General features: G+C 59.6%; 12 protein-coding genes. 10 read left to right on the forward strand and 2 right to left on the reverse strand.

Annotated features, from left to right (window positions below):
• Positions 1-208 precede the first annotated feature (208 nt).
• Positions 209-469: a spike base protein, RCAP_Rcc01079 family gene (locus ABD815_RS00105; protein ID WP_344841742.1), complete on the forward strand. Its 261-nt coding sequence runs from the start codon at positions 209-211 to the stop codon at positions 467-469.
• Positions 466-1773 carry a sialate O-acetylesterase gene (locus tag ABD815_RS00110; RefSeq protein WP_344841744.1) on the forward strand — a complete coding sequence of 436 codons (1308 nt, stop codon included), beginning with the start codon at positions 466-468 and terminating at the stop codon, positions 1771-1773. Before ABD815_RS00105 ends, ABD815_RS00110 begins: the two co-directional genes overlap by 4 nt.
• A 37-nt stretch (positions 1774-1810) precedes the next feature.
• Here ABD815_RS00110 and ABD815_RS00115 read toward each other — a convergent pair whose 3' ends face one another.
• Positions 1811-3697 carry an acyltransferase family protein gene (locus ABD815_RS00115; RefSeq protein WP_344841747.1) on the reverse strand — a complete coding sequence of 629 codons (1887 nt, stop codon included), beginning with the start codon at positions 3695-3697 and terminating at the stop codon, positions 1811-1813.
• Between the two features lie 220 nt (positions 3698-3917).
• On the opposite strand from ABD815_RS00115, the gene ABD815_RS00120 reads away from it, so the two are divergent.
• The 8 genes from ABD815_RS00120 (at position 3918) to ABD815_RS00155 (ending at position 11906) form a co-directional block, all read left to right on the forward strand.
• Entirely contained in the window at positions 3918-5258 is a 1341-nt protein-coding gene (locus ABD815_RS00120) for a lipopolysaccharide biosynthesis protein (RefSeq protein WP_344841752.1), read from the forward strand.
• A gap of 258 nt (positions 5259-5516) precedes the next feature.
• Complete coding sequence (locus tag ABD815_RS00125; RefSeq protein WP_344841758.1) at positions 5517-6209, forward strand: sugar transferase; 693 nt, start codon at positions 5517-5519, stop codon at positions 6207-6209.
• Positions 6210-6406: 197 nt separating this feature from the next.
• A complete protein-coding gene (locus ABD815_RS00130; protein ID WP_344841778.1) occupies positions 6407-7573 on the forward strand; it encodes a nucleotide sugar dehydrogenase in 1167 nt (388 codons plus the stop codon).
• Position 7574: 1 nt separating this feature from the next.
• Positions 7575-8585: an NAD-dependent epimerase/dehydratase family protein gene (locus ABD815_RS00135; protein WP_344841783.1), complete on the forward strand. Its 1011-nt coding sequence runs from the start codon at positions 7575-7577 to the stop codon at positions 8583-8585.
• A gap of 55 nt (positions 8586-8640) precedes the next feature.
• Entirely contained in the window at positions 8641-9381 is a 741-nt protein-coding gene (modA, locus tag ABD815_RS00140; protein ID WP_344841787.1) for a molybdate ABC transporter substrate-binding protein, read from the forward strand.
• A gap of 2 nt (positions 9382-9383) precedes the next feature.
• Entirely contained in the window at positions 9384-10073 is a 690-nt protein-coding gene (modB, locus tag ABD815_RS00145; protein ID WP_344841791.1) for a molybdate ABC transporter permease subunit, read from the forward strand.
• Complete coding sequence (gene modC, locus ABD815_RS00150) at positions 10073-11155, forward strand: molybdenum ABC transporter ATP-binding protein (protein ID WP_344842439.1); 1083 nt, start codon at positions 10073-10075, stop codon at positions 11153-11155. The genes modB and modC overlap by 1 nt, the downstream gene beginning before the upstream one ends.
• Complete coding sequence (locus ABD815_RS00155) at positions 11148-11906, forward strand: SDR family NAD(P)-dependent oxidoreductase (RefSeq protein ID WP_344841794.1); 759 nt, start codon at positions 11148-11150, stop codon at positions 11904-11906. The genes modC and ABD815_RS00155 overlap by 8 nt, the downstream gene beginning before the upstream one ends.
• A 53-nt stretch (positions 11907-11959) precedes the next feature.
• Here ABD815_RS00155 and ABD815_RS00160 read toward each other — a convergent pair whose 3' ends face one another.
• Positions 11960-14146 carry an NADP-dependent isocitrate dehydrogenase gene (locus ABD815_RS00160; RefSeq protein WP_344841800.1) on the reverse strand — a complete coding sequence of 729 codons (2187 nt, stop codon included), beginning with the start codon at positions 14144-14146 and terminating at the stop codon, positions 11960-11962.
• Positions 14147-14179 lie beyond the last annotated feature (33 nt).

Raw genomic sequence — 14179 nt, forward strand, 5'->3', positions numbered from 1 at the left:
TGATTTTTCCTGTTTCGAGTAACCCATGGCGTGCGTCTGAGGTCAAGCCAGATAGCCCCCTCAAGTCTCAATTCTTTGGTGTTTGCGTTGCAATTCATCGTGTTGAGCGCGCGCACAGGTAGGGGATGGCCAAGGGGTCCGGCGTAGGGTGCGCAGAAGACCGATCGCGTCCGCGAGAGGATACGAGCCAGAATTTCAGGAGATGAGCATGTCAGACCGTTTCGAAAATACCAGTGCCGGCCTTGAGAGCCCTGCGACGCATATCGAGCCGATCACACCGGACGATGCAAATGACCTGAATGAAACGACACGCGCGCTTCATGTCGCTGGCAGCGGTTTCGTGCATGTTACGACAGTGTCGGGCAGCGAGGGGACGATTTTCATGCCGGCGGGCTCGATTTTCCCCATTCGCGCGCGGCGTGTATGGGCAACCGGCACGGATGCCACGGGTATCGTGGGTCTTTCATGATGCGTATCGGGCTTTCGCTAGGTGCGCAGCCGTCGGTGATTGTCGATGCGCAGCCACCACAGGTCGGGCCGGTGCTGGAAGCGCCGGCTAATCTCCTTTCCCCCGAGCAGACGGCGTTGAGCGATCTGTCCTCGGTGAACCTGCGCAGCAACTGGACTGTCTCTAACGGTACGCTGTCGCAGGTTTTGGGCAACGGTAGCGCCAATGACCTTCGGATCGACCTCGCGGCGCCAGTGATCGCTGGTCATCCGCATGTGTTCACCCACCGCGTTGTGACACCGGGCACGACCGGCGGCGTTAAGGTCCAGTTCGGGGGGAGCGGGAGCGCGGTCGGGCGGCTTCACTTCGCCGACGAAACCCTTCCACAGCTCGAGTATTTTGCAGGATCAAGCGTTTCGGGTGCCTATACCCGTATCGGGTTCAATCCGAACGACGACAATTTCGACGCGGTGCTCGCCGAACCTGCATTGTTTGATCTGTCGACTGTCGATCCCAATACCGTCGCGTGCGACGTCGTGCTCTGTCTCGGGGACAGCAACCTGTCGAATGCCGTGTCCGATTACGCATCGCAGGCCAATGTCGAAACGGCGTTTGATCCGCGCATTTGGTATGTTCCGTGTTTGCGCGCGTCGTCCACATTTGGCCCGACCGGAAGTGCCCGTCACGTTCCACAGCCGTGTATTGAGCCGGTTCAAACAGCCGCGGCAGCACAGCGCGTGTCGCCGGTGCATGCCTGCGCTGGGGAGTTGGTGGGGTGGTCTGCGGCCCGCAACCGACCTCTTTTGATTCTGTCACTCGCTGATCCGGGATCGGGGTTGAACAATACCGAAGACTGGCGCAAAGGGTCCTCCCAGGCCACGACGGGCGGCCGTATGTATCAGGAAATGCTCGATATGTTGGCGGCTGTCGCGGCGCTTGGGCCTGCGCATGAAATCGTCGGGGCCGTGGTGTCTCTGGGTGCGAATGACACGACCGGCGCGGATTATACGCAGGTTTGGGAGCCGATCGCGCTTCAGTTCGTGGCGGATTTGCGGGCCGATGTTTCGCCTGATCTGCCCATTGCATGGCTGACCGTTGGTGAACACTTTAACCCACAGGATGATCGCGGGACCCGAATGCTTGCGTCGATCGAGCGTCTCGATCAGGACAGCGGATCACCGGTGGCTGTCGCGGGGCTCAAAACCTGTCGTCCGCCGACCGGAAACGAGTTGATCCCCGGAGACTCTGCCGATCCACACTTTAACGCACATGGCATGCAGGTGAATGGGCGTGTGCTGGGGCAGGCGCTGAGCGCGCTGCTTTAAAGGCGCTGAAAGTTGGCGGCGGCTGTTGTCGCCGCCATTAGTGCGCCTCGCTCAGAATCCGAATGCCGGCAAGCGTGTCCACTTCACGTCGCAGGGCGGGGGCGAGTGCTGTCATGGCCTCTGGGCTGAGGTGTCCATAATCCACGAGCAAGAGGCCATCTGCGACAGGCGCGCAGGTGCCGCTCAGTTCGCAGAAAAGCGGTAGAACATCCAGAACCTGCACGTTTTCGGGCTGATGAACCTTTGCCATTGCATGGGTAAACCGTTCCAACGGCGCCGGATCATGGTGCAAAGCCTTGGCGGCATTTCGGCCTCTTTGGGCGTAGATGTCATCGAAGTTGTAAAATTCCGGCGCGGGGGATGCGATGATGAGTTTTGCGGCGCGGGATGCCCATTGATCTACGACCATCTGCAAATGTCGAGCAGACAATTCGTTGCTGGAAAACCGGTTGGCGAGGATCAGAACGTCGGGCGGGTTTGCCCCGATGGCGTCCTGAAAAGCAGCCCGAAGTACCGAGCAGGAAGCTGGTCCACCATCCCCGGCCAAGGGACATCCCGGCGCGGTCATTTGGATTACATCCAAACCGGAACGACGTAGAACCGCGGCCTTATCGGCGGCATGGCTGTCTCCGTAAATGGCAACGCGAAGGGGCGCGCCCATGCGGTCCGGCGCACAGGTCCAGTTTGCTACGAACTGCGCTGTGGTCTCTGAACGGTCATAGTGGCAAGTGCCATATCCGATTGCCTCAAGCCTTTGGTTGGCGAGCCTGTCGATCTGCGCGGTACGTGTGCGAAATTCGGCAGACATGCGTGACTGGAGGCCGTCATCCAACTGACCGAGGTAGCCGATGATTGCCATCGCAGAAATTCCCACCGCACTTGCGCCAAATACCTGTTTTTGCATCGGGAAGATGGGCGTGCGCGTGCGAAAAGGTTGCTCGATATAGCGCCACGTCAAATAGGCCAGCCCGATCGCCGCCATGGCAAGCGCGAGCATCGCGGGGGTGCCAGGTACGGCGTCGCTGCGGATGCGGGCGAAGGCGAAGATCGGTTGATGCCAGAGGTACGCCGAATAGCTGATCAGCCCCATCCAGACCATGGGCCGCAGGGAGAGGGCCTTTCCCACGATGGTCGAACCCGTGGCGAACAGGATGATGAGTGCGGCACCGATAACAGGCACCAAGGTATAAAGGCCCGGAAACGGGGTCATCTCCGTGAAGGCGAAGTTTGCGAGCACTATCAACGTGATACCGATGGCGGCAAGGCCCCCGTGGCCTTCGATTGTGCGTCGCGACAGGGCGAATGCACAAAACGAACCGGCAAAGAGTTCCCAGACACGCCCCGGCGCGAGGTAGAAATTTGCGGTGGGGTGGTTGCGCCATCCCCATTCGGAGAGAAGCAGGCTAATGCCCGCGGTAATGGCCAGAACAGTCACAACGCGACCCCGTCCGAAGCGCCATAGAATGAACAGCAGGATCGGGAAGAACAGGTAGTACTGCTCCTCAACTGCAAGGCTCCATGTGTGGAGCAGGGGCTTTTCCTCTGCGGCGGGCGCGTGATAGTCGCTTTGGCGAAAGAACAGCATGTTCGAGACGAAAAAGACCACGGCGATCAGGCTTTGCGCGAACTCGGCCATTTGTCGGGGCGGCATCCATGCCAACGCAAAGGGGATGCAGCAGATCATCACCGTGAACAGCGCAGGCAGGATTCGACGCGCCCGGCGTTCGTAAAACCGCATCAGGCTAAAGCGCCCCTCATCGAGTTCCGAAATCAGGATCGACGTGATGAGGTATCCGGAGATTACAAAAAAGACGTCCACACCGACAAAGCCGCCACTGATGAGCGTCGCATCCGCGTGATATAGAATGACGGGGAGGACAGCGAGGGTGCGCAACCCGTCGATTTCCGGTCTGTAATTGGTCACTGCGTAGCCTTCATGACACAGGGCGAGGGGGCGTGTGGTTCTTTTATCGCTTTGTTTTGCCTAACGGGATCGTGGTTAAGGCAGAGTTAACGAAAAGCGGCGAAACCATTTCCAAAGCATGTGCTCTTCACCGTCGTATTGCGCGACCTAAAGGGGCGATCTTAAACACCAACATGGGGCGCCCGCCGAAAGCAGCGCTCAACCCGCACAAGGAGCGATAGTGGAAATCATCCGGCAACGACTCGCTTCGTCGCAGACATTGCAGGCCCTCGTTTCAGTCTCAGGCGTGATGTTTGCGCGTGTTGGCGGAACTTTGGCCACGTTGGCGTACACTGTTCTCCTCACGCGTCTTCTGGCGCCGGAGGATTTCGGGACAGTTTCGGCGCTCTGGGCGCTGGCATTGTTATTGGTGCCATTGGCGACGCTCAATCTCGCGCCCGTGGCGATCAAGGAAGTTGTGGCCGCCCGCCATGCAGGCGACGAGGCGCGTGCGCGCGGTTTTGTGCGTTTCGCATGGCACGTCATCGCGTTTATGGCTGTTCCTGCCTGTGCGCTCTTCGCCGCGATTGTGGCGTATCGATACGGTCTTACAGGGCGCGAGGCGTGGATCGGCGCGACGGTTCTGGCCCTTACCATTCCACTCTCCGGGCTGGTTCAGGTATGGGCCGCAACGGGTGTCGCCTATGACCGCGCTGTGCTGAGCCAAATACCACGCGAATTCCTGCGCCCCTTGATCTTTCTCCTGATCCTGCTGGCGGTCTATGGGGCGGGCTACGACCTATCGTCGGGCAGGGCGCTCTCTATTTTGGCGCTGGGCGCTGGGCTGACCTTTCTGGCGCAGTTCTGGGCGCTGCGCATTGCGGTTGGCCCGCGCTCCGTTGAAGGGGCTGCGGTTGCCAACGGGCGCAACCTCATCGAAACGGGGTTCTTCCTTTTGCCCACTCGGCTGCTGAATGAAAACGCAAAGCTGTTGATGATCGTCATTGCGTCGGCTGTTCTTCCAATGAGCGAGGTTGCGCGCGTCACCGTGGCACTGAGCATCGCCGGATTGCTCAGCTTCGCCGTGACTGCCGTCGAGGTCAGTTTTTCCGCAAAGCTTTCGCGCGCGCTCCACGCAAAAGAAGATCGCTTGGCACAGCGATTGTTCGCCACTGCCTTGGTGGCGAAGCTGGTGGTTCTGGTTATTGGGGCGCTGGCTCTTGCGCTATTTCTAACGCCAATCCTGCGCCTGTTCGGCGACCATTATATCGAGTCGCGTGGCCTCGTCTGGATTGTTGTAGCCATACCATTTGTGAAGGCACTCTTTGGAAAGGCCGACCTCGTCCTTCTCGTTCATGGAGCGCGTCGGCGGATTTTCTGGGTTCAGTCGGTCACGCTGGCGCTATTGCCTTTGGGCGCATTTGGCGTGCTGCAAATGGGCGGTGGAACAGCGGCCGTTTGTATCGGTTTTGTGGCGGCATTTACGTTCGGATCAATCGCTCTTTGGCTCTCTGCGCGCCATATGACGGGGATGGATCCATCTATCCTTGGCGCTCTCTCGGTAATGCGCCGCGTAGATTAATGCAATACTTGAGGTACTTCCCTCAAGTGTAACAAATTAAATATCTATTAACCTTTTCGACGCCCATTTTTTTGGCGCTTTTCGCTAGGTTGTGCGGACTGCTTTACGTCTTCTCTCAGCGTTAAGAGCGCATTTACCAGTTTCCAATAGCTACCAAAAGGTGACACGCGAATTCGCATCGTTTCAGTCGGTGCAAGGCGCGCGATTTTGACCTTTTACGGGGCCTTCGGAGCCCCTGAATGCGGAGAGCGCTGAAATATGTACGACGGGATGATCGAAGCCTATTCTGTGAAAGTGCCCAATGCAGCCGGCATGCGTTCGATGCCAAAACGCACCCGTGGCCCCTATGCCCAAATCGGCAAGCGGGTGTTTGATGTGGTGTTCGTTCTCTTGGTGGCGCCTATCATTTTGCCGATCGTTGGAATTCTGGCGGTCATCATCGGACTGGACGGCGGGGCCGCGTTCTATGGCCATGAACGTGTCGGACGCAACGGGCAGCGTTTTACCTGCTGGAAGCTGCGCTCCATGGTGGCAGACGCGGATGCGCGACTGGTGCAACATCTGGCGGAAAATCCGGAAGCTCGCATGGAATGGGATCGGGAATTCAAACTTCAAAACGATCCCCGCGTCACCCGTCTGGGTCGTTTTCTGCGTCGCACGAGCCTGGATGAGTTGCCGCAGTTTCTGAACGTCTTGTCAGGCGAGATGTCGGTGGTTGGCCCGCGGCCCGTCACCGCCCCCGAAATTGAATGCTATGGCGCGCAGGCGGCCTCGGTCCTCAACGTTCGCCCCGGTGTCACAGGCCTTTGGCAGGTGAGTGGGCGCAACGCCGTCAGCTACCCCGATCGCGTCGCGCTCGATATCGCGTATGTGACGAAACTGTCCTTCGTTTCCGACCTCTTCATCGTGTTCAAAACCGTAAAATCCGTCCTCGTTCGCACGGGGTGTTGATTTCACGATAGCCATTTGAGCCGCGGCACTCCGGTTTCCCGGCGGCTCAAAATGCAACCAACGCTATGCAGGCGCGGCGAAAATGCGACGCCGCGCAGAAATCCATAGCGCCGCGCCATAGTCCCGTCCCGCTTTTCATTGCCACAGCGCGGCATGCGCGCTAACCCCAAACAGGGGGCGTGACGAAAGGGTTTGGTATGAAAATCGCGGTTGCCGGTCTTGGCTATGTTGGCCTGTCCAATGCTGTTCTTCTGGCTCAACATCACGATGTCATTGCCGTTGACGTCGATGAACGCCGTGTAAACATGGTGAACAACGGACAATGTCCGATCGTCGACGACGAGTTGACTGATTTTCTGGCCAACCGAAATCTGCACCTGACTGCGACGACAAATGCCGAAGCGGCCTATTCGGACGCGGATTTCGTTATCGTCGCGACGCCGACGAACTACGATGCGGACACCAATTACTTTGACACGTCGAGCGTCGAGGCGGTGATTGATCAAGTGATCGCACTCAATTCAGGCGCCACCATTGTTATCAAATCCACCATCCCCGTCGGCTATGTCGCCAACCTGCGACAGAAGCTCGGGAATGATCAGGTCATTTTTAGCCCCGAGTTCCTGCGCGAGGGGCGCGCCCTTTTCGACAACCTTCACCCCAGCCGGATTATTGTCGGCGAACGCTCGCCGCGCGCGCGCGTCTTTGCCGAGTTGCTGCTCGAAGGGGCGATCAAAAAGGACGTCAAACTCCTCTTCACCGACCCGTCAGAGGCCGAGGCGATCAAATTGTTCGCCAATACCTACCTCGCGATGCGCGTCGCGTTTTTCAATGAACTCGACAGCTACGCCATGGCTGGCGGGATGGATTCGCGCCAAATCATTGAGGGTGTCGGTCTCGATCCGCGGATCGGCGAGCACTACAACAACCCGTCTTTCGGATATGGCGGCTATTGCCTGCCCAAAGACACCAAGCAGTTGTTGGCGAATTATTCCGAAGTGCCCCAGAACCTCATTCGCGCAATCGTTGATGCGAACCGCACCCGCAAGGATTTTCTGGCGGATCAGATCATCGCCAAAGGCCCGAAAGTCGTGGGGGTCTACCGCCTCGTGATGAAGGCGGGTTCCGACAATTTCCGCCAGTCCTCGATCCAAGGCATCATGAAGCGGGTCAAGGCAAAAGGGATCGAGGTTATCGTCTATGAACCGGTACTAGAGGACAGCGACTTCTATGGTTCCCGCGTGGTCCGTGATCTCGACGCCTTCAAATCGGAGGCCGATGTCATCGTCGCAAACCGTTTGACGGACGACGTAAAGGACGTGGCTGAAAAGGTCTTCACCCGAGACCTCTTTGGCGCAAACTGATATGCCCACCGCGCTCGTCACCGGTGCTGCAGGCTTTATTGGCGCGGCAATTTCGCGCCTGCTTCTGGATGAAGGATGGCGCGTTGTCGGGGTGGATTGCCTGTCGGATTACTACGACGTGGCGCTGAAACAACGGCGCGAGGCGATGCTGCTACAGTCTGAGAATTATCGCAGTGTCCATGGCATGGTCGAGGATTCCGGTTTGCTCGCCGGACTGTTTGCCGAAGAGACGCCCGATGTCGTCATCCACCTCGCGGCGCAGGCCGGGGTGCGCTATTCAATCGAAAATCCGCGTGCCTATCTGGAAAGCAATATCGTGGGCACTTTCGAATTGCTGGAGGCCGCGCGCGCGCATCCGCCACGGCACCTCCTGATGGCGTCGACATCCTCTGCCTATGGCGCGAACGAGGCGATGCCCTACCGCGAGGCCGACAAAGCCGACCACCAGATGTCGTTTTATGCGGCGACCAAAAAATCCACGGAAAGCATGGCACATAGCTATGCGCATCTCTTTGGTTTGCCCGTCACCATGTTCCGGTTCTTTACGGTCTATGGGCCGTGGGGGCGCCCCGATATGGCGCTTTTCAAATTCACCAAGGCGATCCTCGAAGGGCTGCCGATTGATGTCTACAACCACGGCAACATGCGGCGCGATTTCACCTATATTGACGATCTGGTCCGCGCGATCCGTCTCCTCATGGATGCGGTCCCTACGACGCCCGAAAATGGGATCGTGCCGGAGGGGGACAGCATTTCTCCCGTCGCGCCCTTTCGGGTTGTAAACATCGGAAACGCCAATCCAGTTCAGCTCACCGACTTCATCGAGGCGATCGAGGACGCAACCGGTCTGAGCGCGACGCAGAACCTCATGGACATGCAGGCCGGTGATGTGCCCGCAACATGGGCGGATACAACGCTCCTGACATCACTAACTGGTTATGCGCCACAGACACCCGTGGCCGAGGGCGTGAGGCGTTTTGTGGCGTGGTACCGCGACTATTACCGCGCCTAAGCGTCTTGCGCTTTCCTGCCTGCCGCCCATTATGGGCGGCCAAGGGAGACATCCGGTGAAACTCACGATTGCTGCGGGAATACTGACACTTAGCGCGCTGTCGGCGGGCATGGTCCGTGCGGACGTGACGGTGTTTGCGGCCGCCAGCCTCGCTGGACCGTTGGACGCAGTTGCCGATGCGTTTTCCGATGACACAGGTGAGGACGTGGTGGTTTCATACGCAGGTAGCGCGATCCTCGCCCGCCAGATCGCGGCAGGCGCGCCGGCAGATGTGTTTATCTCCGCGAACATCGACTGGATGGATGTGCTCGAAAACGAGGCGGCTATTGATGCTGTGTCGCGCGTAGATCTCCTTGGAAACGCGCTGGTGCTCATAGGTGGGCCGACGGCGCTTCCGTTCGAGATTGAAATGCTCCCCGAACAACTCGGGTCGGGACGGTTGGCCATGGCTCTGGTGGATGCCGTGCCGGCGGGGGTTTATGGCAAAGCCGCGCTGGTTGATGCCGGCATATGGGGCGAACTGGAGACGCGGGTCGCCCAAACGGATAATGTGCGCGCAGCTCTCGCTCTGGTGGCGCAGGGCGCAGCACCCTTCGGGATCGTCTATCGAACGGACGCAATTGCGGAGCCGCGCGTGCGTATCGTGGCGGAGTTTACGGGCGCCAGCCATCCTGACATCGTCTATCCGGCGGCCCGCGTGAGGGGCGGTGACGACGCCGGGTTCCTCGCTTACCTGCAAAGCGAAACTGCGCGTGCGATCTTTGGCGCCGCCGGTTTCACAATGCCGGAGAAATAGGGATGGGTTTTGGCGCAGCAGAATGGGACGCGGTGGCTCTGTCGCTCAAAGTGGCGACATGGGCAACGCTGGCGAGCCTGCCATTCGGCATTTTCGTGGCCTACGTTCTCGCGCGATATGAGTTTCGCGGTAAACAGCTGGTCAACGCATTGGTGCATCTGCCACTCATCCTGCCGCCGGTCGCCGTGGGTTACATCCTTCTGAGCATTCTGGGTCCTCATGCGCCAATGGGGCGATTTTTGGAGGTCGTGGGGCTGCCGGTCGCATTCCGTTGGTCCGGCGCGGCGATTGCGGCGGCGGTGATGGGGTTCCCGCTCATGGTGCGCGCCATTCGCCTCTCTTTCGAGGCCGCCGATCCCAAATTGGAGCAAGCCGCAGCCTCCCTCGGTGCCCCGCCGATGCGTGTGTTCGCAACGATTTCCTTACCCCTTGCCTTGCCCGGTATTCTGACTGGCGCAATCCTTGCCTTTGCGAAGGCCATGGGAGAATTTGGCGCGACGATTACGTTTGTGTCCAACATTCCGGGGCAAACCAGAACGCTGCCATCCGCGATCTACGCATTCCTGCAGGTGCCGGGCGGAGAGGGGGCAGCGTTACGTCTCGTGGTGGTGTCCATCATCATTGCGACGGGAGCGTTATTGGTGTCTGAAATGCTCGCACGACGCGCGGCGCGGCGATTGGCGGGTTCGTGATGTTGACCGTGGATATCCGACAGAGGCTCGGCGCATTTGATCTCACTGCGCGCTTTGATGCGCCCCAAGGGATCACCGCGTTGTTCGGGGCCTCCGGCGCAGGAAAAACATCTGTTATCAACGCGATATCGGGACTTTCGATGCCCGACGAGGGGCGTATCACGCTTGGGGATACCGTCCTTTTTGACGCGAAATCGGGTATCAATCTGCCTGCTCATCAACGCGGCATTGCGACGGTGTTTCAGGATGCACGCCTCTTCCCGCATATGAGTGTCGCGCGTAATCTCGGTTACGGTCGGCGATACGCGCGCACGCCCTTGGGGGAGGCCGAGGAGGCGCGGATTATTGATATGCTCGGCATCCGGCCTTTGCTGGATCGTCGCCCCGCGAAGCTTTCGGGAGGCGAGAGGCAGCGGGTTGCTCTGGGGCGCGCGTTGTTTTCCGCACCGCGCCTTTTGCTCGCCGACGAACCGCTCGCGGCGTTGGATCGGGATCGCAAAGCGGGCATTCTTCCCTATTTCGAACGGCTGCGGGACGAGGCGGGGTTGCCGGTTCTATATGTGAGCCACTCGGTCTTTGAGGTCGCGCGACTGGCCTCACAGGTCGTGGTTCTCGGCGCAGGGCGGGTCATCGCGACGGGTGCGCCTGCGGATGTCTTGTCTGATCCGGCCCTGCTTCCCGATGGGGATCGTGAGGCTGGGGCGCTTATCTCGGCGCGCGTGGTTTCGCATGACAGCGACGGGTTGAGCGCGCTGGATGCAGGCGGTGTGGCGTTTTTCCTGCCGCAGGTGCCCGCCAATATCGGGGTGGAGGTCCGTGTACGCATTTCGGCTTCTGACGTGATGTTGGCGCGCGACAGACCTCTGGATATATCGGCCCTTAATGTGGTCTCGGGACGCATTGTCGGGTTTCGCGATGGCGGGGAGGCGAGCGTGTTGGTCACTCTGGAAACGCCTGCCGGGCCACTATTTGCGCGGATCACAAAGCGGTCGGTGGCCGCGATGGCGTTGGAGGAAGGGCAGAAGGTTTTTGCCGTGGTAAAGACCATTGCAATCGCAAAAGGAGACATGGCAGGTGACTGAGAAACGCGCGATTGTCACGGGTGGAAGCACAGGGATCGGGCGCGGTCTTGTGAAGGCGCTATCTGACGCGGGCTATCGCGTCGCGTTCACCTATCATGCCTCTACAGAGGCGGCCGAGACGCTGGAGGCCGAGATCACCGGCGCGCGCGCGTTTCAATGCGATGCGGGTGACGCCGATCAGGTCGCGGCCTGTCATGCGTCGGTCGCAAAAGCCCTGGGCGGCGTTCCTGATCTATTGGTGAACAACGCAGGAATTCAAACGTGGTCGCCCCTTCTGGACCTTGCGGCGGAGGATTTCGACCGTGTTATCCGCACCAACCTGCGCGGTTGTTTTCTCAACACACAGGCTGCGGGGCGCGCGATGCGGGACGCTGGTGTAGCGGGATCCATCGTCAATATCGGGTCGGGCTGCAACAAACTTGGCTTCCCGAGACTCGCCGATTACGCGGCCTCGAAGGGCGGGATCGAGCAATTGACCAAAGTCGCGGCAATGGAACTCGGGCCTCATGGCATTCGGGTGAATTGCGTGGCGCCGGGCGCGATCGCGACGGATCGAACGGCGGAAGAGGCAGATGGATACGCAGACAAATGGGCGGCACTGACGCCTTTGGGCCGTGTGGGAACGCCGGAAGATGTCGCAGGTCCGGTTCTGTTTTTCGCATCGGATGCCGCGCAGTTCGTAACCGGCCAAACGTTGTATGTTGATGGCGGCGTCTTTTCCCGTGCGCCTTGGCCAGACTACGATTTATAGGCCTCCAACGAAAAGGGCGCCCGAAGGCGCCCTCTATCATTATCGGGACCCGCTTATCCGATGATGGCGTTGAGCGTCTCGGACGGGCGCATGATCTTTGCAACCTTCGCGGGGTCGGCGTGGTAGTAGCCGCCCATATCCGCGGGCTGACCCTCAGCGGCTTTCAGTTCAGCCAGGATCTTTTCTTCGTTCGCGGAGAGTTTCTCTGCAATCGGTTTGAAGTGGGCGGCCAGATCTGCGTCTTCGCCTTGTGCCGCGAGCGCCTCGGCCCAGTAACGTGCGAACCAGTAGTGCGACGAGCGGTTGTCGTTCTGGCCGACTTTGCGTTCTGGCGAGCGACCTTCGAGGAGGACCTTCTGGGTCGCGTCCTCAACGGCGGCACCGAGGACTGCGGCTTTCACCTTGCCACGCGACGCTGCGAGGAAGTTGAAGCTTTCGCCCAAGGCGCAGAATTCGCCCAAGGAATCCCAACGCAGGTGGTTTTCTTCTTGTAGCTGCTGGACGTGCTTTGGCGCGGAGCCACCGGCACCGGTCTCAAAGAGGCCGCCACCCTGCATCAGTTTCACGATGGAGAGCATTTTCGCCGACGTCCCCAGTTCGAGGATCGGGAACAGATCGGTCAGATAATCCCGCAGAACGTTGCCGGTGATCGTCACGACGTCCTTGCCCTCACGCATGTTGATGAGTGTGAAGCGGGTCGCCTCGCGCGGTGCGAGGATCGGGATTTCCACACCGGCTTTTTCCAGCGCGGGTTTGACAACCTTGATGAGTTCGGCGTCATGCGCACGTGCACTGTCGAGCCAGAAGGCAGCGGTGCCGGTGGCTTTGTAGCGCTCGATGCCGAGCTGGATCCAATCCTCGATCGGGGCCTTTTTGGCTGTGCAGGACCGCCAGATGTCGCCCTTTTCAACCTCGTGGGAGTGCAACACAGCACCGGAGGCGAGAACCAGAGAGATCGTGCCATTGGCAGGGGCTTCGAATGTCGTCGGGTGGGACCCGTATTCTTCCGCCTTCTGCGCCATCAGGCCGACGTTGGAGACCGCGCCACAGGAGGTGACGTCGAGTTTTCCGGTCTCCTTGAAGTACTCGATGGTTTCGTCATAAACGCCCGCGTAGCAGTTGTCGGGGATGCAGCATTTGGTGTCTGCGGCCTTGCCGTCAGGGCCCCAACCGATGCCGCCTGCTTTGATCACGGCGGGCATGGAGGCGTCGATGATGACGTCAGAGGGGACGTGCAGGTTGGTAATGCCGCGGTCGCTGTCGACCATGTAGAGCGGCGGGCGGGCGGCGAGGGCGGCTTTGAGATCGGCCTCCATCTGCGCGTTACCCGCGATCAGTTTTTCGAGCGCGCCAAGGCCACCGTTCGGGTTGAAGTCAAGCGCATCACCGTGTTTGGCGAGGAACTCTTCGATGTAGACCGCAACGAAGTGGCCAAAGATGATCGGGTCGGAGACCTTCATCATGGTCGCTTTGAGGTGCACGGAGAACAGCACGCCCTCGGGCATGGATGCGATCTCCGCCCGTATAAAGTCGCGCAGCGCGGACGCCGACATATAGGTCGCGTCAACAACGGTGCCTTCGTCAAATGACAGACCGTCCTTGAGAACCGTTTCGGTACCGTCGGCTGCGGTGAACACGATTTTCGCGCCACCGGCCTGCGCCGCGGTGATGGTCGTGGATTTTTCGTTGGCAAAGAAGTCGCGCCCGGACATGGAGGCCACAGTGGTTTTGGAGTCTTTCGTCCATTCGCCCATGCGGTGCGGGTTTGCCTTCGCGTATTCTTTGACGGCCTTTGCGGAGCGACGATCGGAGTTACCTTCGCGCAAAACGGGGTTCACGGCCGACCCTTTGATGGTGTCGTAGCGCGCACGGATTTCTTTTTCCGCATCGGTCTTGGGGTCGGCGGGGTAGTCGGGAATTGCGTAGCCTTGGCTCTGCAATTCGGCGACGGCGGCCTCAAGTTGGGGCACGGAGGCCGAGACGTTCGGGAGTTTGATCACGTTCGCTTCGGGCGTTTTGACGAGCTGGCCGAGTTCGGCGAGATCATCGGTGATCTTTTGATCGTCCGTGAGGAAGTCGGGGAAGATCGACAGGATCCGACCGGCCACCGAAATGTCGCGGGTTTCAACCTCGATCCCTGCCGCGGAGGCATAGGATTGGATGATCGGGAGAAGCGATCCGCGCGCGAGCTCGGGGGCTTCATCGACGATGGTGTAGATAATATCGGGTGTCTTGGCCATGGTGTCCTCCAGTGGTCGAATCCGCGGGCGCAA

This window comes from Celeribacter arenosi, from assembly GCF_039539485.1.
GTDB classification, from domain to species: domain Bacteria; phylum Pseudomonadota; class Alphaproteobacteria; order Rhodobacterales; family Rhodobacteraceae; genus Celeribacter; species Celeribacter arenosi.